The organism is Leisingera sp. CC-HEC093 (assembly GCF_059429195.1).
Genome location: NZ_JCAIJR010000001.1, coordinates 786,586 through 803,814, shown reverse-complemented (window position 1 = coordinate 803,814; position 17,229 = coordinate 786,586). Strand labels below are relative to the sequence as shown.

At 63.4% G+C, this 17,229-nt stretch carries 21 protein-coding genes; 13 read left to right on the top strand and 8 right to left on the bottom strand.

From position 1 onward, the window contains the following. The first annotated feature begins 75 nt into the window (after positions 1-75). Complete coding sequence (locus AC5STB_RS03965; RefSeq protein ID WP_495441679.1) at positions 76-1,068, top strand: glycosyltransferase family 2 protein; 993 nt, start codon at positions 76-78, stop codon at positions 1,066-1,068. A 21-nt stretch (positions 1,069-1,089) separates the two neighbouring features. On the opposite strand, the gene AC5STB_RS03960 is transcribed toward AC5STB_RS03965, so the two are convergent. The 6 genes from AC5STB_RS03960 to AC5STB_RS03935 form a co-directional block, all read right to left on the bottom strand. Continuing rightward, complete coding sequence (locus AC5STB_RS03960; protein ID WP_495441678.1) at positions 1,090-1,713, bottom strand: trimeric intracellular cation channel family protein; 624 nt, start codon at positions 1,711-1,713, stop codon at positions 1,090-1,092. 16 nt (positions 1,714-1,729) lie between these two features. Beyond that, on the bottom strand, positions 1,730-2,191 hold the full coding sequence (rnhA, locus tag AC5STB_RS03955) for a ribonuclease HI (RefSeq protein WP_495441677.1): 462 nt from the start codon (positions 2,189-2,191) through the stop codon (positions 1,730-1,732). Then, on the bottom strand, positions 2,184-2,783 hold the full coding sequence (locus AC5STB_RS03950) for a class I SAM-dependent DNA methyltransferase (RefSeq protein WP_495441675.1): 600 nt from the start codon (positions 2,781-2,783) through the stop codon (positions 2,184-2,186). Before AC5STB_RS03950 ends, rnhA begins: the two co-directional genes overlap by 8 nt. Positions 2,784-2,811: 28 nt before the next feature. Continuing rightward, positions 2,812-3,426 carry a LysE family translocator gene (locus tag AC5STB_RS03945; RefSeq protein ID WP_495441674.1) on the bottom strand — a complete coding sequence of 205 codons (615 nt, stop codon included), beginning with the start codon at positions 3,424-3,426 and terminating at the stop codon, positions 2,812-2,814. A gap of 96 nt (positions 3,427-3,522) precedes the next feature. Beyond that, complete coding sequence (ispH, locus tag AC5STB_RS03940; protein WP_495441673.1) at positions 3,523-4,473, bottom strand: 4-hydroxy-3-methylbut-2-enyl diphosphate reductase; 951 nt, start codon at positions 4,471-4,473, stop codon at positions 3,523-3,525. A 503-nt stretch (positions 4,474-4,976) separates the two neighbouring features. Then, entirely contained in the window at positions 4,977-5,546 is a 570-nt protein-coding gene (locus tag AC5STB_RS03935) for a LabA-like NYN domain-containing protein (protein WP_019296609.1), read from the bottom strand. A 137-nt stretch (positions 5,547-5,683) separates the two neighbouring features. Here AC5STB_RS03935 and folK point away from each other — a divergent pair, with 137 nt between their 5' ends. The 5 genes from folK (at position 5,684) to AC5STB_RS03910 (ending at position 10,406) form a co-directional block, all read left to right on the top strand. Further along, positions 5,684-6,253: a 2-amino-4-hydroxy-6-hydroxymethyldihydropteridine diphosphokinase gene (folK, locus tag AC5STB_RS03930; protein WP_495441672.1), complete on the top strand. Its 570-nt coding sequence runs from the start codon at positions 5,684-5,686 to the stop codon at positions 6,251-6,253. 93 nt (positions 6,254-6,346) lie between these two features. Continuing rightward, the gene (gene rpoZ, locus AC5STB_RS03925) at positions 6,347-6,700 is read left to right on the top strand and encodes a DNA-directed RNA polymerase subunit omega (protein ID WP_019296607.1); all 354 of its coding nucleotides are present in this window, start codon (positions 6,347-6,349) and stop codon (positions 6,698-6,700) included. A 36-nt stretch (positions 6,701-6,736) separates the two neighbouring features. Beyond that, positions 6,737-8,869 (top strand): RelA/SpoT family protein, encoded by a 2,133-nt coding sequence (locus AC5STB_RS03920; RefSeq protein ID WP_495441671.1) that lies wholly within the window; start codon positions 6,737-6,739, stop codon positions 8,867-8,869. A gap of 43 nt (positions 8,870-8,912) precedes the next feature. Further along, positions 8,913-9,554, top strand: a complete 642-nt coding sequence (locus AC5STB_RS03915) for a DUF2062 domain-containing protein (protein ID WP_495441669.1) — start codon at positions 8,913-8,915, stop codon at positions 9,552-9,554. A 105-nt stretch (positions 9,555-9,659) separates the two neighbouring features. Further along, complete coding sequence (locus AC5STB_RS03910; protein ID WP_495441668.1) at positions 9,660-10,406, top strand: pyridoxine 5'-phosphate synthase; 747 nt, start codon at positions 9,660-9,662, stop codon at positions 10,404-10,406. Positions 10,407-10,484: 78 nt separating this feature from the next. Here AC5STB_RS03910 and AC5STB_RS03905 read toward each other — a convergent pair whose 3' ends face one another. After that, positions 10,485-11,225, bottom strand: coding sequence for a hypothetical protein (locus AC5STB_RS03905; protein WP_495441667.1), 741 nt, complete (start codon positions 11,223-11,225; stop codon positions 10,485-10,487). Positions 11,226-11,314: 89 nt separating this feature from the next. Here AC5STB_RS03905 and AC5STB_RS03900 point away from each other — a divergent pair, with 89 nt between their 5' ends. The 5 genes from AC5STB_RS03900 to rnc are packed head-to-tail and all read left to right on the top strand — an operon-like array spanning position 11,315 to position 14,315. Further along, the gene (locus AC5STB_RS03900; RefSeq protein ID WP_495441666.1) at positions 11,315-11,896 is read left to right on the top strand and encodes a MarR family winged helix-turn-helix transcriptional regulator; all 582 of its coding nucleotides are present in this window, start codon (positions 11,315-11,317) and stop codon (positions 11,894-11,896) included. A 2-nt stretch (positions 11,897-11,898) separates the two neighbouring features. Then, positions 11,899-12,318, top strand: coding sequence for an ABZJ_00895 family protein (locus AC5STB_RS03895; RefSeq protein WP_495441665.1), 420 nt, complete (start codon positions 11,899-11,901; stop codon positions 12,316-12,318). Then, positions 12,315-12,746 carry a holo-ACP synthase gene (acpS, locus tag AC5STB_RS03890; RefSeq protein ID WP_495441664.1) on the top strand — a complete coding sequence of 144 codons (432 nt, stop codon included), beginning with the start codon at positions 12,315-12,317 and terminating at the stop codon, positions 12,744-12,746. Before AC5STB_RS03895 ends, acpS begins: the two co-directional genes overlap by 4 nt. 58 nt (positions 12,747-12,804) lie before the next feature. After that, a complete protein-coding gene (lepB, locus tag AC5STB_RS03885) occupies positions 12,805-13,641 on the top strand; it encodes a signal peptidase I (RefSeq protein WP_495441663.1) in 837 nt (278 codons plus the stop codon). Then, positions 13,638-14,315 carry a ribonuclease III gene (rnc, locus tag AC5STB_RS03880; protein WP_495441662.1) on the top strand — a complete coding sequence of 226 codons (678 nt, stop codon included), beginning with the start codon at positions 13,638-13,640 and terminating at the stop codon, positions 14,313-14,315. The genes lepB and rnc overlap by 4 nt, the downstream gene beginning before the upstream one ends. Positions 14,316-14,317: 2 nt before the next feature. Here rnc and AC5STB_RS03875 read toward each other — a convergent pair whose 3' ends face one another. Continuing rightward, the gene (locus AC5STB_RS03875; RefSeq protein WP_495441661.1) at positions 14,318-15,700 is read right to left on the bottom strand and encodes a multicopper oxidase family protein; all 1,383 of its coding nucleotides are present in this window, start codon (positions 15,698-15,700) and stop codon (positions 14,318-14,320) included. Positions 15,701-15,903: 203 nt separating this feature from the next. On the opposite strand from AC5STB_RS03875, the gene era reads away from it, so the two are divergent. Then, positions 15,904-16,809 carry a GTPase Era gene (gene era, locus AC5STB_RS03870; protein WP_495441660.1) on the top strand — a complete coding sequence of 302 codons (906 nt, stop codon included), beginning with the start codon at positions 15,904-15,906 and terminating at the stop codon, positions 16,807-16,809. An 88-nt stretch (positions 16,810-16,897) separates the two neighbouring features. Continuing rightward, positions 16,898-17,227: a DUF1491 family protein gene (locus tag AC5STB_RS03865; protein ID WP_495441659.1), complete on the top strand. Its 330-nt coding sequence runs from the start codon at positions 16,898-16,900 to the stop codon at positions 17,225-17,227. The last annotated feature ends 2 nt before the right edge of the window (positions 17,228-17,229 follow it).

Below are 17,229 nucleotides of genomic sequence, written 5' to 3'. Positions count from 1 at the left end.
GCTGGGATGCTGGATGGTTAAGGTGGCTTAACTGCGCCACAAAAAGGCGAAAACCGAGGCAGAGAGCATTTGCAGATGACACAGGACAGCGGCCCGGCCGGCACGCCAAAGGTGGTGGTTGTCACCACCATGAAGGACGAGGGCGCCTATATCCTCGATTGGGTCAGCCATTACAAATCCATTGGCGTCAGCGATTTCGTCATCTTCACCAACGACTGCTCTGATCCCACCGACCACATCCTGCGCTGCCTGCACCGGATGGGGGTGGTCGAGCACCGTTTCAGCCGGGTGATGCGGCGCGGGCCGCATAAGAGCGCGCTGATGTGGGCGGAATACGAGCCCAAGGTGGCGGAGGCCGATTGGGTTCTGGTGGTCGATGTCGATGAATTCCTGCAGATCAACTCCGGCGACGGTACTTTGCCGGGTCTGCTGGCCGCGCGGCCGGATGCTGATGCGGTCTCCTTTGTCTGGCGGATTTTCGGCAATGCCGGCGTGGAAATCGTGGATCACCCCCCGGTGCCGCAGGCCTTTGTCCGGGCGGAACCGGCGGAGGGACGCCCGGACGAGCACCGCTTTTTCAAGACCGCCTTCCGCAACAACGGCAAGTTCGACCGCATGGGGGTGCACCGGCCATTCCTGGCGGTGCCGCCGGCGGAAGTAAACTGGCAGCTGGCCGATGGCACACTTCTGCCAGAGCAGGAGCTGGAGGGCGCCCTGCATGTGCGCGGCAGCTACGGTTATTCCGCGGCGCAGCTCAATCACTATGCCTTGCGTTCGCGTGACGGCTTTCTGAACAAGAAGGCCCGCGGCCGGGCGAACCATTTCACCTCCTCAATCGAGCCGGGCTACTGGCTGAAGTTCGACAAGAATGAGGAAGAAGACCGGTGCCTTGCCGACTGTTTCTCAGCGGCGCTGCAGATCAAGGAGGAGCTGCTGCAGGACGCCAAGCTGCGGGCGTATCATGAACAGGCATTGCTCTGGCACCGGAAGAGGGGACGCAAGGCCAGGATCAGCGCCGAGGGGCAGGCCTTTCTCCGGTTTCTGGAAAGCACCCGCAGCACCGCCTAGGCCGCGTTGCGCAGCTGCTGCCTAGCTGCGTGGCGGGCGGCTTTTGTAGACGGGCAGATGCCAGCCCAACAGGATGGAGCCGGCCCGCAGCCCCCAGCAGACCCCGGCGCAGGCCAGCAGGGCAAACTTCAGCTCAAATCCCAGCCAGATGGCTGCAACAGCGGTGATGGCGCCGGCCATGGCACAGGTGATGTAAAGCTCACCCTGTTTCAGCACCAGCGGCACCTCGTTGCAGACCACGTCGCGCATCAACCCGCCCATGGTGCCGGTTGCCATGCCCATCAGCACCACGATCACCGGCGGGCTGTCCAGCGAAATTGCCGCTCCGGTTCCGGCGGACACGGCAACCGCCAGGGCAAAGCTGTCGAGCCAGACAATCCAGCGCAGGCGGCTTTCCAGAAGATGCGCGGTGAAGAACACCGCTACCGCAGCCAGTGCGGCCAGCAGGATGTAATTGGGGTTGCCGATCCAGAACACCGGATTGCGGTCCAGAAGCAGATCGCGCAGGGTGCCGCCGCCAAGCGCGGTCAGGCAGGCGACAAAGGCAAATCCGACAATGTCCAGCTGCGCCCGGCTGGCGACCAGCGCACCGGAAAGGGCAAAGACCAGCACCGAGGCATAGTCCAGCAGCGCCAGAAAGGTCATGCGCGGCCCACGCGCATCATGCTTTTTTCTTCTTGAAGGGGGCCATGCCCGCCCGCGCCAGCTCATCCGCGCGTTCGTTCTCGGGGTGGCCTGCATGGCCCTTGACCCATTCCCATGTCACCTTGTGGCGGGCTTGCGCCTCGTCCAAGCGCTGCCACAGCTCCACGTTTTTCACCGGCTTCTTGCTGGATGTTTTCCAGCCGTTCTTCTTCCAGCCGAAGATCCAGCCGGTGACGCCGTTCTTCACATAGGCGGAATCAGTGACCACGGTAATCGTAGAGGGCCGCGCCAGGCTTTCCAGTGCGTTGATCGCGGCCAGCAGCTCCATCCGGTTGTTGGTGGTGTCACCCTCGCCGCCGCTCAGTTCTTTTTCTTTGACGATGGCGTCACCGTCCATGGCGCGCAGCAGAACGCCCCAGCCGCCGGGGCCGGGATTTCCCGAACAGGCGCCGTCGGTATAAGCAAACAATTCAGGCATGGGCGGTCAGGATCACGTAGGTTTCCACACCGCCGGCCAGGCCCTGGCCATTGCCGCGGCGGGTCCGGGTTACGGTGAAGCCCGCGTTTTGAAGCAGATTTTTCAATTCATCCTCGCTGTAGTAGGCATAGAAACGTCCCAGCTTGTCACGTCCCTCGCCGTCTCCGAGCTTCATGCCAATATGGAAGATGCCGCCGGGGTTCAAGGCGCGATGAATACAGGTCAGATGACCGGGAAGATCAGTCCGCGGGGCATGCAGCAGACTGAAATTTGCCCAGATGCCATCGTAGCCCCCTTTGTGCTCCAACACTTCGAAGGCAGCGACTTCCACCTCTATCCCGAAATCGGATTTCGCCAGCCCGGCCATTTCAGGTGAGGCGTCCATAGCAGAAACGGTGAAGCCCTTTTCTTTGAACCGGGCTGCCCAATGGCCCGGTCCGCAGCCCAGGTCGAGAATTCGGGCGCCGGCCGGCAGCCGCGATATGAAGGCTGCGAAGTCCGGATCGTGAAAACTGTCATCAGCGCGGGCAAAGCCATCCGCATAGGCCTGCGCTGCTTCGGCGTAGACCTCCAGTGTTTGCCGGTCGCTCATGTCTGACCTCTTTCCTGCAAATGGCGGCTCAGGCGCGTTCCGCTGCCAGCCGGGCTGCGAGGCCTGCGAAGACGGCGGCAAAGCCGCGGCTCATCCACTTCAGCGCGCGCTCGCTGTTCAACAGGTATGTGCGGGCCTGGGCGGCAAACAGCCCGTACAGCACGAAAATGGCAAAGGTCATCGCCATGAACACCAGCCCCAGGACGGACATCTCCAGTGTGGCGTTTGCAGGATTGCCGCTCAGGAACGGCGGCAGCAGCGCCAGGAAGAATACCGAGAGCTTGGGATTCAGGATATTGATCAGCGCGCCGCGCCAGGCGATTTTCCATGCCGGCTGGCTGGTCCGCTTGGAATCCACCGACAGCGCGCCGCCGCTGCGCAATGCTTGCCAGGCGAGGTACAGCAGATAGGCAACGCCTGCGGCCTTTACGATCTGGAACAGCAGGGCAGAGCTGTACAGCACGGCGGCCAGCCCCAGCGTGGCTGCTGCCAGATGCGGTACGATGCCGAAGGTGCAGCCGATTGCAGCCCAGATGGAGGCCCGCCAGCCTTGGCCAAGACCCAGCGCGAGCGTGTAGATGACACCCGTGCCGGGCGCGAGGACAACAACAAAGGCGGTGATCAGAAAATGCAGCGTGATCATGAAAGCGGCTCCAGAAATAAAGCTGTTGGAGTAATGCCTAGCACGATTAGTTCTTGGCGGCAGCGTTTTCTGTAACCTGGATTGCATCCGGTGGAATTATGCAGGCTGCCGCAGCACGCGGGGCACCTTGAACTCCACGGTTTCCACCGCGGTTTCCACGATCTCCACAGTCACCTCGTAACGCGCCCGGAACGCGTCGATGACTTCGTTAACCAGCAGTTCGGGGGCCGAAGCGCCGGCAGTGATCGCGACTGAGCGGATGCCGTCCAGCGCGCGCCAGTCAATGTTTCCGGCGCGCTGCACCAGCTGGGCGTAGCTGCAGCCGTTCTTGGCACCGACCTCAACCAGGCGGCGGGAGTTCGAGGAGTTCGGCGCGCCGACCACCAAGAGGGCATCCGCCTTGGGCGCCACCGACTTCACCGCCTCTTGACGGTTGGTGGTGGCATAGCAGATGTCTTCCTTGTGCGGACCGATGATGTTCGGGAAGCGGTCTTCCAGCGCGGCAACAATGCCCTTGGTGTCATCCACCGAAAGGGTGGTCTGGGTGACATAGGCCAGCCGGTCCGGGTCGCGCACCTCAACCGTTGCCACGTCCGCCGCGGTCTCCACCAGCAGCACCTCGCCCTCGGGCAGCTGGCCCATGGTGCCGATGGTCTCCGGATGGCCCTTGTGGCCGATCATGATCATTTGCAGACCTGCTTCGGCGTGGCGCTGGGCCTCGATATGAACCTTGGAGACCAGCGGGCAGGTGGCATCGACATAGATCATCTCGCGCGCCTCAGCCGCGGTGGGCACCGATTTCGGCACCCCGTGGGCGGAGAAGATCACTGGCCGGTCATCAGGGCATTCGTCCAGCTCCTCGACAAACACTGCCCCCTTCTCGCGCAAGCTGTCGACCACGAACTTGTTATGCACAATCTCGTGGCGCACATAGACCGGCGCGCCCCATTTGCCGATCGCCATTTCGACGATCTTGATGGCGCGGTCAACGCCGGCGCAGAAGCCGCGCGGCGCGGCGAGGTAGAGGGTCAGGGCTGGCTTGGTCATGGGCGTCTCCTTGCGCGCCAGAGGTAAGCGCTTCAGACCGCAAGGTCCAGTGCTGCGGGCCGCTCACGTGGATGTGATAGGAGCCTCCTGCGGCAGAAGGCGGCAGAGAGGTGCCCGGATGGCACCAGGTGCAAAGACAGAACGAAGCGGGTGTTTGCTGCAATGGACGCAGGGCTGGCGGGGGTATCCTTAGCTGGCCGGAGGGGATACTGCTCAACCGGGATCCGCGGGAGGTTACTGCCGGGCAGGAAGTCTATCTGGAGCATCGCGTCAGTTGCCTTGGCGCGGATCTGTCGGGGGGGCAGGCTGGCAGGTGCGGGACCGCAAGGGATATGTGCCGGCACTGCCGTGGAACGCAAGCGGCCATACCTGGCGTCAGCCCGATTCACTGCTGCAGGAAATTTTCAGGCATGGCGCAGTTCGTCGGCAATCGCTACCGCAGCCGGAGCAGGCACCACCCCATCTGGAGCCTGGTCCGGTCCAATATGCCAAGCGGCCCGGGATCAGCCGTGTGCGGCCGTGGCGGAACGCGGTTCGCTCTGTTCGCGCGGAGGACGGCCGATCACGTCGCGCAGTTCTTCCAGCTCAATGAAATTGTCGGCCTGCCGGCGCAGGTCGTCAGAGATCATCGGCGGCTGGCTGCGGATGGTTGACACCACCGAAACCCGCACGCCCTGGCGCTGCAGGCTGGCAATCAGCGGGCGGAAGTCCCCATCGCCCGAAAACAGCACGATATGGTCCACCCGCGGCGCCAGCTCCATGGCATCGACAGTCAGCTCGATATCCATGTTGCCTTTGACTTTGCGGCGGCCCATGCTGTCGGTGTATTCCTTGGCCGGTTTGGTGACCATGGTGAACCCGTTGTAGTGCAGCCAGTCAACCAGCGGCCGGATCGGCGAATACTCGTCATTCTCGAGCAGAGCTGTGTAATAAAAGGCCCGCAGAAGCTTGCCGCGGCGCATGAATTCCTGCCGCAGAAGCTTATAGTCGATGTCAAACCCAAGCGCCTTGGCCGCGGCGTACAGGTTTGACCCGTCTATGAACAGCGCGAGCCGTTCGTCCTTGTAAAACATAAAATTTTCCTTCCGGTATAACCGTCTCGTCCGGGGGTTCCGTGAGTGAGTATTTGAAAACGGCGAAACGGGTAGACTTAATGTAAGTTATTTGTCATTTGCCGCAAGTATACTGTCCCGTTGATATAGGGTGAAACATGGCCGCAAACAGGAAAACGGCGCTGATTGCGCTAGGCGGCAACCTGCCGGCCGACGCGGATGCGCCCCATGTGACGGTGGCAAAAGCGGTCCGCGCGCTGCAGTCGGAAGCAATCGCTTTGCGCAGCGTGTCCCGCTTCTTTCAGACCCCCTGTTTCCCGGCGGGCGCGGGGCCTGACTATGTGAATGCCGCGGTGGCGGTGGAAACCACCCTGTCCGCCAAAGATCTGCTAGCGCGGCTGCACACAGTTGAGGCGCAGTTCGCCCGGGTGCGCGAGCAGCGCTGGGGGATGCGGACGCTGGATCTGGATCTGGTGGATTATGACGGCGTGGTGCTGCCGGACGCAGCAGGGTACGCCCGCTGGCAGGGACTGCCCTTGGAAAACCAGATGCAGGAAGCGCCGGGGCAGCTGATCCTGCCGCATCCGCGCATTCAGGACCGCGCTTTTGTTCTGGTGCCGCTGGCCGATATCGCGCCCCGCTGGCGCCACCCGGTACTGCAGAAAACCGTGACAGAAATGCTGGCGGGGCTGCCAGAGCAGGACGTGGCTGAAGTGACCCCGTTCTGAGCCGCGCAATGCGTTGTTTTCCGCCCTTGTCAAGAGAAAGATATGGGCGTAAATGTCTGCCTTCTGGACCAGGAATGATATGGAGAGTCGCTGATGGCCCGCGTGACGGTTGAAGATTGCGTCGATAAAGTGCCCAACCGCTTTGAGCTGGTGATGCTGGCTGCGCATCGTGCCCGCGAGATCTCGGCTGGTGCCCCGATCACCGTTGAGCGCGACAACGACAAAAATCCGGTCGTGTCTCTGCGTGAAATCGCCGACGAGACCCAAAGCGCCGATGATCTGCGCGAGCGCCTGATCGAAAGCAACCAGACCCAGATCGAGGTTGACGAGCCGGAAGAAGATTCCATGGCTCTCTTGATGGGCGCGGACAACGACAAGCCGGCCGACGATGACATGTCGGAAGAGAAACTGCTGCGCGCACTGATGGAGGCCCAGGGCCAGGGCTGAGGCGCGCGTCTGGACTATTGAGGCTGCGGACCGGACATGATTTCCCCTGATGACCTGATTGCTCTGGTCCGCAACTACAATCCCAAGACAAACGCGGACAGGATCGCCGAAGCTTATGACTTTGGCGAGCAGATGCATAACGGGCAGTTCCGCCACTCGGGCGAGCCCTATTTCACGCATCCGGTGGCCGTGGCCGCCATCCTGACTGAGCAGCGCCTGGATGATGCAACCATCATCACCGCGCTGTTGCATGACACTATCGAAGACACCAAGGCAAACTACGAAGAGGTCGCCCGCCGTTTTGGCAACGAGGTGGCGATGCTGGTCGATGGTGTGACCAAACTGACCAACCTGCAGCTCAGCAGCCGCGAGACCAAGCAGGCAGAGAACTTCCGCAAGCTGTTCATGGCGATGTCCAAGGACCTGCGGGTGATCCTGGTCAAACTCGCCGACCGCCTGCACAACATGCGCACGATCAAGGCGATGCGCCCGGAAAAGCAGGCCCAGAAAGCGCGCGAGACGATGGATATCTATGCGCCGCTGGCAGGCCGCATGGGGATGCAGTGGATGCGCGAGGAGCTGGAGGATCTGGCCTTCCGCGTGCTTAATCCGGAAGGGCGCCAATCGATCATCCGCCGTTTTGTGACCCTTCAGCGCGAAACCGGCGACGTGATCCACCGGATCACCGGCGACATGCGGCTGGAACTGGAAAAGGCCGGGATCGAGGCTGAGGTCTTTGGCCGTGCCAAGAAACCCTATTCGATCTGGCGCAAGATGCAGGCCAAAGACCAGGGTTTCTCGCGGCTCTCCGATATCTACGGTTTCCGGGTGATCACCCTGTCCGAAGAGGACGCCTACCGCGCGCTGGGCGCCATCCACCAGCGCTGGCGGGCGGTGCCGGGCCGGTTCAAGGATTACATCAGCCAGCCGAAATCAAACGGCTACCGGTCGATCCACACCACTGTGTCGGGCCGCGACGGCAAACGGGTGGAGGTGCAGATCCGCACCCGCCAGATGCATGACGTGGCAGAAACAGGGGTGGCGGCGCATTGGTCCTACCGGGACGGGGTGCGCACCGAAAACCCCTTTGCCGTCGACCCGGCCAAGTGGATCGCCTCGCTGACAGAGCAGTTCGACGCTGAGGACGATCACGACGAATTCCTCGAAGCCGTGAAGCTCGAGATGTATTCGGACCAGGTGTTCTGCTTCACCCCCAAGGGTGACGTGATCAAGCTGCCCAAGGGGGCCACGCCGATCGACTTTGCCTACGCCATCCACACCCGTATCGGCCATGCCTGTGTCGGCGCCAAGGTGGACGGCATCCGGGTGCCGTTGTGGACCCGGCTTCGCAACGGCCAGTCGGTGGATGTGATCACCGCCGAAGGCCAGACCCCGCAGGTGAGCTGGCTGGAGATTGCCACCACCGGCAAGGCCCGCACCGCAATCCGCCGCGCCCTGCGCGAGGCGGACCGGGCGCGGTTCGTCAAGCTGGGCCACGAACTGGCGCGCTCGGCGTTTGAGCATGTCGGCAAGAAGGCCACCGACAAGGCGCTGGAAACTGCGGCCCGCGCGCTGCGCGCCAGCGGCGTGAATGAGCTGCTGGCACGGCTGGGCGCGGCCGAGATCACAGCCCATGATGTGGTGCAATCTGTCTATCCGGAACTGACCACCGGCGACGGTGACGAAATCTCTCCGCGCCGGGCGGTGATCGGCCTGGAGCCGGGGCAGAGCTTCGAGCGCGCGCCTTGCTGCCAGCCGCTGCCGGGGGAGCGCATCATCGGCATCACCTACCGCGGCCGCGGGGTGGTGGTGCATTCGGCTGATTGCGACACGCTGGGCGAGTTCGAGGACCAGCCGGAACGCTGGATGGACGTGCAATGGCACAGCGGCACCCACCCGGCAGCCTATGGCACCACGCTGGAACTGACCATCGGCAATGACGCCGGTGTGCTGGGGCGCATTTGCACATTGATCGGCGAGAAAAAGGCCAATATCTCGGATCTGGAATTTGTAGACAGGAAACCAGACTTTTACCGGCTTATGATCAATGTGGAACTGCGGGATGTGGAACAGCTGCACTCGCTGATGCTGACGCTCGAAGCGGAAAGCGATGTTGCCGCAGTGGCGCGGTTCCGGAATAAACCGGAAGAGCGCCGTTTTCCGGGATAAGCCGCCGAAACTCTGAGCCGGGAACTGGGAAGGACGGACAGCTTTGGTATTCAGGCGCCGGGACAGACGTCCGCCCCTCCGGGCGCTGGCGGACTTCCTCTGGCCGCGCGGCGGCTGGGGGCGGGCGTTCCTGTATGTAAAGCACCGGGTGCGGCGGCTGCCTGATTCGCCCGAACGCATCGCCCGCGGCATCTGGGCCGGGGTCTTCACCACATTCACGCCATTTTACGGCCTGCATTTCTTCATTGCGGCTTTCATTGCGCGGACGATGAACGGCAATATCCTGGCTTCGCTCAGCGCCACCTTCTTCGGCAATCCGCTGACCTATGTCCCGATTGGCGTTGCCTCGCTGCAAACCGGGCATTGGCTGCTGGGCACGGAATTCGATCAGGAGGTCGACAAATCCCTGGTGGGCAAGTTCCTGGCCGCCGGCGGTGATTTGCGGGACAACCTGATTGCGCTGTTCATGGACCGGCCCGCCGACTGGCAGGGCCTGCAGCTGTTCTATGACGAGGTGTTCTTTCCCTATATGATCGGCGGCATCATCCCCGGCATCATTTCGGCGACCGTCTGCTATATACTCAGCCTGCCAGTGATCCGGGTCTACCAGCAGCGCCGCCGGGCCAAGATTAAGGCCAAGTTCGAGGCGATCAAGAAACGCGCCGAAGTGGACAGCGGCGCCTGAACTGCCTGCTGGATTGTACCATTATCGCCTGCAGGCTTGCTCTTGCTGCCCGTCTGTCTGATCTTTGCGGCGCGGCTATGGCATCAGACGGATGAGGCATCTCTCATGACAGCAAATCAACTGCGGCTGGGCGTCAACATCGACCACGTGGCGACCGTGCGCAATGCCCGCGGCGGCACCAGCCCGGATCCGGTCCGGGCCGCAAAAATGGCAGAGGAGGCCGGTGCCGACGGTATCACAGCGCATCTGCGCGAGGACCGCCGCCACATCACCGACACCGACATCGATGCGCTGATGGAGGCGCTGAGCGTGCCGCTGAATTTTGAGATGGCGGCGACAGAGGAAATGCAAAAGATCGCCCTCCGCCACAAGCCGCATGCGGTCTGCATCGTGCCCGAAAAGCGCGAGGAACGCACCACCGAAGGCGGGCTGGAAGTGGCACGCGAGGAAAACCGGCTGGCTCATTTCATCGCGCCTTTGCGGGATGCCGGCTGCCGGGTGTCGATCTTCATTGCAGCTGACCGGAAGCAGATCGACGCGGCCCACCGGATCGGCGCCGAGGTGATCGAACTGCATACCGGCGCCTATTGCGACTATCACGCCGATGGCCGGTTTGCGGACCGCGACCGCGAGCTGGAGGCGCTGCGCGGCATGTCCGCCTATGCGCACGCGCTGGGGTTGGAAGTGCACGCAGGCCACGGGCTCACCTATGACACTGTGCAGCCGGTTGCAGCCTTCCCGGACGTGCGCGAACTGAACATCGGCCACTTCTTAGTCGGCGAAGCCATCTTTTGCGGACTCACCCCGGCGGTACAGGAAATGCGCCGCCTGATGGACGCGGCGCGGGGCTGACACGCGCCTGATGGCAATGGGCCAGGGCAAGGCAATAACCGCTGCCCCGGCCGCCCTGCTGCCCGCGCAGGTTGGCGGCTATTGCAGCTTGCCGGGCAGGCTCAGGTCGCCCGATGCGATGTCGAACACATCAGTCACGCACAGCAGCGGCGCATGAATGTTCGCATTGACCTGCAACCCTGCCGTCACCCCGTCAAACGCCAGCGCCTGTTCTGCCAGCGGCACCGTCAGGCTGACCTCCTTGCCATTCAGGACCGGAGAATACCCGGGGCTATCAATATAGAGCGGCAGACCCGGCCAGGTCTGTGGCAGCTCCGGGGCCGCGCCCTCAGGAATGTCCTTGACCGACAACATGCCCTCGCCGCAGCCGTCGTTGGGGGTCAGCACCACCCAATGGCTGTGCCAGCCGGCGCCGTCATTGGTCAGGTCGCCATCCCCGTTCTCGTCGAACAGCGGCGTGTCGTCAAAGTCCGGATGCGCGGTCGCCACCAGCGCCAGCGTGCCGCTGCCAGCCTCAAAGCCCGCTGCTGACGGATCCAGCGACAGCGGCCAGACATAGGCCTGCACCCCGGCACCTCCCAGCGCGCCGGTGGCGGCCGGCACGGTGCTGCCGGCATCGCCGCCGGTTTCCATCCGGAACGTGACGTGCCCGCCTTTGCGGCTGGCCTGCACGCTGTGGATATCGGTATCCGGCGCAATCCCTTCCTTGGCCCCGGACAGCAGCGGCTCCGCATGGGTGGCGGCGTGGCTGCCGCCCGCCTGTGCCGTTTGCCCGGCCGTCAGAGCTGCAATCGCCGCCGCAAAATATACGCGCTTCATTTCGACCTCCTCGGTTTCGACTCGATGTCACTTGATAGTAGCGAGTCGATAATATTGCAATGATAATTTTGACTCGCTATCAAGCTTGCATGACAGCGGCATATGAAATCTCCAGCCTGCTTGACCGGCTCTCGCGCCTGCATGGCACCGGGCGCCGGGCCGGCGGGCTGAACCCGGCGCAGGCCTCGGCGCTGGACTACCTGGCGCGGGCCAACCGGTTCTCCCGGACGCCGTCGGCGGTGGCTGATTACCTGTCTGCCACTCGCGGCACGGTGTCCCAGACGCTCAAGTCGCTGGCTGCCAAGGGGCTGGCCGAGGAAGGGCCGGGCGGCAGCGACCGGCGCTCGCGCCGCTACGATTTGACAGCGCAAGGCCAGGCGGCAGCCGAAGCCTTGGCCGCGTCACAGCCTGTGGATCTGCCCGACCGCCAGATGGAGAATGTGCGGGACGCGCTGCGGCTGCTGGCCAAGGGCATGATCGAGGCCCGCGGCGGGCGCAGTTTCGGCCTCTGCCGCAGCTGCCGCCATCACCGCGCTTCTGCGCAGGGTGCCTATTGCATGCTGCTGGATCTGCCGCTGCTTGACGAAGAAACAACAATGATCTGCCAAGAGCATGAGCCGGGCGGCGCGGAAAATACGCAGGCTAATGGCCGCAATGCGGGGGGAGGATAAATATGCAAGTCAATCTGATCCGTTACGGGATGTGGTGGATGGGGGCCTCTGTCGCGATGCTGCTTCTGGGTCTTCTGCTGGGGCAGTTCGGGGTCGCCATGCCCGCAGGGCTGGCGACGGTGCTGCCGCCTATGGTTGCCTCAGTTGTCGAAGGCATGCGCATCGCGCAGACCACGCGCGCGCCCCTGCCGGGCAGTGATGCCTGGACCTGCGCCGCGGCAATGACCGGTGTCGTGGCGGTGCTGACCATCATCCAGCTGCCGCTCTACTGGAACAGCCCGATGGTGACAGAGGCGCGGCAGACAATTCCCTTTATCTACCTGGCCGGAATATTCTTGCTTCTGCTGGCCGTCATCCTGATGGTCAACCGCCTGTTCCTGGGCCATGGCATCAAACTGGGTCTGAGGCGGCTGGAAGAATGATCTTGGGCATCGGAACCGATCTCGCCAATATCGAGCGCATCCAGCGCACCCTGGACCGCTTCGGCGACCGCTTCCGCAACCGCGTGTTCACCGAGATTGAGCAGCGCAAGGCCGAGCGCCGCCGCGACGTGGCCGGCACCTATGCCAAGCGCTGGGCCGCCAAGGAGGCATGTTCCAAGGCGCTGGGCACCGGCCTGCGCATGGGCATCGCCTGGAAGGACATGGCGGTCACCAACCTGCGCACTGGCCAGCCGGTAATGCATGTGACCGGCTGGGCCGAGGAGCGCCTGCGCGAAATGACACCGCCCGGCCACGAGGCGGTGATTCACGTGACATTGACCGATGACCACCCCTGGGCGCAGGCCTTTGTGCTGATCGAAGCGCGTCCCATCGCCGTGAACCCGGCGGAATTGCCCTCCGGAACTTGACTTGCCCCCTTCAGGCCCGCATGTAGCCCCGGACCCTGTTTCCAATCCGGAGAACCTGATGACGGCCAAAGCTAAGACCGGCAGTTCGATCATCGAGACGGTGAAAACCATTGTCTATGCACTGCTGATCGCCGGTGTCTTCCGCACCCTGTTCTTCCAGCCCTTCTGGATTCCGTCCGGATCGATGAAGGAAACCCTGCTGATCGGGGATTTCCTTTTCGTGAACAAGATGGCCTATGGCTATTCCTATGCGTCCTGTCCCAGCATCCGTTTCCCTGCGGTCGGGCTGAACATTGACGCCAAGAACATCTGCGGCTTCCTGGACGGCGACAACACCCGTCTTATGGGCGGCGAGCCGGAGCGCGGCGATGTCGCGGTGTTCCGCCATCCGGTGAACGGCAATGACTTTATCAAGCGGCTGATCGGCCTGCCGGGCGACAAGATCCAGATGAAGAACGGTGTGCTGTTCATCAATGGCGAAGCGGTAAAGCTGCAGGATGCCGGCGAGTTCGAGGAAGTGATGGAGCGCCAGGGGCCGCAAGGCTCAATGCCGCGCTGCGAAAACGCGCCGGTGGGCCAGGGCGCCATCTGCAAGAAGTCGCGCCAGGTCGAAACCCTCCCCGGCGGCAGCGAGCATGTGATCCTGAACATCACCAACCAGGGCATGGACCACACCAGCGTCTACCAGGTGCCCGAGGGGCATTACTTCTTCATGGGCGACAACCGCGACAATTCATCGGACAGCCGCCTGCCGCAGTCCGCCGGCGGTGTGGGTTTCGTGCCGTTTGAAAACCTGATCGGCCGCGCCGACAGGATCATGTTCTCCTCCGCCGGGCGTTCAATGCTCTACTTCTGGACCTGGCGGAGCGACCGTTTCTTCAAGGGGATCCAGTGAAGCTGTCCAAGGAACTGCGCGCGTTCGAAGAGCGGATCGGGCACAGGTTTGCCCGTCCCGACCTGCTGCAGCGCGCCGTGACCCATGCCTCCGTTTCTTCCTCCACCCGCAAGGATAACCAGCGGCTGGAGTTTCTCGGCGACCGGGTGCTCGGGCTGGTGATGGCCACCGCACTGCTGGAGCACGATAAAACCGCCACCGAGGGCCAGCTGGCGCCGCGCTTCAACGCGCTGGTGCGCAAGGAGGCCTGCGCCGATGTTGCCCTTGAGATCGACCTGGGCGCGGTTCTGAAACTCGGCCGCTCAGAAATGATGTCCGGCGGGCGGCGCAAACAGGCGCTGCTGGGGGACGCGATGGAGGCGGTGATCGCAGCGGTCTACAAGGACGCAGGTTTCGATGCCGCGGCCGAAATGATTCTGCGCCTCTGGGGCAGCCGCGTCCACCAGGTCGAAAGCGATGCGCGCGACGCCAAGACATCCTTGCAGGAATGGGCGCAGGCGCGCGGGCAGAAGCCGCCGGCCTATGTCGAGGTTACTCGCAGCGGACCGGACCACGCGCCGGTGTTCACCATCGCCGCGCGGCTGCAGGACGGGACCGAGGCGCAGGCGACCGCAGGCTCCAAGCGGCAGGCCGAACAGGCCGCCGCCAAGGCGCTGCTGGAGCAGCTTGGCTAGGGTCAGATCACGCGGATATAGCCCGCAAGCCCGGTCTTCTGGTGCTCGATCACATGGCAATGGAAAGCCCAGTCGCCCGGGTTGTCGGCGACCAGGGCAATCTCGGCCACCTCGTCCTTCAGTAGCAGCATTGTGTCCGTCACCAGCGGCGGCAGGCTGCGCAGGTTGGAGCTGATCGGGACAAACGCCAGCCCGTGCAAGTGGATCGGGTGCAGGTTCGGCGATTCGTTCCGCAGCCGCAGCACATAGCTTTTGCCACGCTCCAGCGTGGCCAGCGGCCCGACCCCCTTGGCAGCGTCCCCGGCCCAGGGCGTGCGGTTGATCGACCAGAAACTGTAGCCCATGGATCCGCAATAGCCGTCGTTCGGCGGCCCGCCTTCCGGTGTCCAGCCAAAGACGAAATCATGCACCTCAGCGTTTGACAGATCCGGCCGGGAAACCGGATTGGCGGGCAGCGGCCTCAGTTCCCGCAGATCCCGCGCCAGGTCTGCGCCAACGGACCGCAGCCGCGCCATGGTGCGGGTTGGCCGCCCCGGCAGCTCTGCCAGCAGATCCGCCGTCTGCCCCTCGCCGCCGGGCATCTGCACCGCAAAATCCACCCGCTGGCCGGGACCGACCAGCAAGGGTTCCCCGGCGGAGGGCAGAGGGATATCTATATCCACCGGATGCCCGTCCCAGGCCATGATCCGCGCCTGATCCGTATTCAGGTGCAGCTTGTATATCCGCGTGGTGTCCGAGTTCACCACCCGAAGCCGCACCAGCCCGCCCGCCGGATGGTCATAGACCGGCGCCTGCAGCCAGTTGGCGGTCAGCACGTTGCCATGCGTCCCGCCCCGCGCTGCTCCGCGCGCGGTGTAGTAAGGCAGGAACGCGCCCGCATCATCCAGCCTGAAATCCCGCAGATTGATCACCTGGTCAGCGTCAAAGCCGGGATCTTCCGCCTCCTTGATCACCATAACCCCGGTCAGGCCATGCGCCATCTGCGCCATGGTCATGCAATGCGGGTGGTACCAGTAGGTGCCGGCATCCGGCGGGGTGAATTCATAGTCGAACACCTCCCCGCCCGCGATCGGCATCTGGGTCAGATAGGGCACCCCGTCCATTTCATTGTTGATCCGCAGCCCGTGCCAGTGCATCGCTGTATAATCTTCGGTGCCATTCTCCACCCGCAGGTGCATGGGTTTGCCCTGGGTGCCATACAGGACCGGGGGCGGCGCATCCGGCGACAGGCTCACAAGCCCCTCAGTCGGAGTTTCACGGAATACGAAACGTGCAGGCTGGATGGCCAGCCGCTGCGCCGTGGGCGCGCCCGCCATTCCCCACCCGCCTGCGCCGAGCGCCCCGGCGGATGCAGCAGTCCCCAGCAGAAAGTCCCGGCGGTTCATCAGGCAGGCCCCTTTATGTGCATTCGAAGAAAGGCCTGGCTCGCGGACTGGCTCGGCGTTGCGGTTCTCCCATGGGATCTGCCACAGGTCTTTGACATAAGGCAAGCTTGCCGCAAAGCTGGGGTTGAGCCCTTTAAAAACGCCTCTGGCCCCTGTGGGTAAAATCCTGTAGGGGATCGGCTCTGCAAACAGGACCAGTACAGATGACCACACGCGCCGGATTCGTTGCCCTGATCGGAGAGCCCAACGCGGGCAAATCGACCCTTCTGAACCGTATGGTCGGGGCCAAGGTCTCGATCGTGACCCACAAGGTGCAAACCACCCGGGCCCGCATCCGCGGCGTGGCGATGGAGGGCGACGCGCAGCTGGTGTTTGTCGACACTCCGGGCCTGTTCAAACCGCGCCGCCGCCTGGACCGGGCGATGGTCGCCGCCGCCTGGGGCGGTGCCGCGGATGCAGATGTCGTCGTGCTGATGGTCGAGGCCCACCGCGGCATCACCGAGGGCGTCGAAACCATTCTCGAGGGCCTTGCCGAGATCGGCGAGGGCCGCACCGTGGCGCTGGCGATCAACAAGATCGACCGTGTTGCGGCGGAAAAGCTGCTGAGCCTCACTCAGGACCTGAACAGCCGCTACGCATTTGCTGAAACCTTCATGATCTCCGCCGAGCGCGGCCATGGCGTTGACGACCTGCGCCAGTGGCTGGCAGGCAAACTGCCGGAAAGCCCCTGGCTCTACCCCGAGGATCAGATCGCCGACCTGCCGATGCGGATGATCGCGGCGGAAATGACCCGCGAAAAGCTGACCCTGCGCCTGCATCAGGAACTGCCTTACCAGCTGACGGTCGAGACCGAGAAATGGGAAGAGCGCAAGGACGGCTCCGCCCGGGTTGATCAGCTGATCTATGTGATGCGCGACGGCCACAAGGGCATCGTGCTGGGCAAGCGTGGCGAGACCATCAAGTCAGTCTCCCAGGCTGCCCGCGCTGAGCTGGAGGAATTCCTGGGCCGCAAGGTGCATCTGTTCCTGCAGGTCAAGGTGCGTCCGAACTGGCTGGAAGAGGCAGAGCGTTACTCGGAAATGGGCCTCGACTTTAAAGACGGCAATTGACGCCGCCCATGCGCTTCACCTTTTTGCAAATACTCCCGCCGGAGGCTCCCGCACTATCGGAAGGCTTTGACGCAAACAGGGGTGCAGCATGACCCGCCTCACTGCGCGGTTCTGGGTTGATGCCTATTTGGCCCGCCTGCGGTTTCAGGACATACCGGCCTTCATCACCGCGCATGGCGACGACACCGCCGGCGCGGTGCTGGTCAAACTCAACACGCTCGACGGCCAGGCCTGCGCCTTTCACCGCACCTATGATCTGATGACCGGCAACCGCAAATGGGATGAGCTGGCCGAGGGGGCGGAGGCGGACGTGGATGCTTCCATAAACCGGCAGCGGAGCTTCGACCCGGACCTCTGGGTGATCGAGGTCGAGGATCGGCAGGGCCGCCACCTGCTGGACGAACCCGGGCTGGAATGACC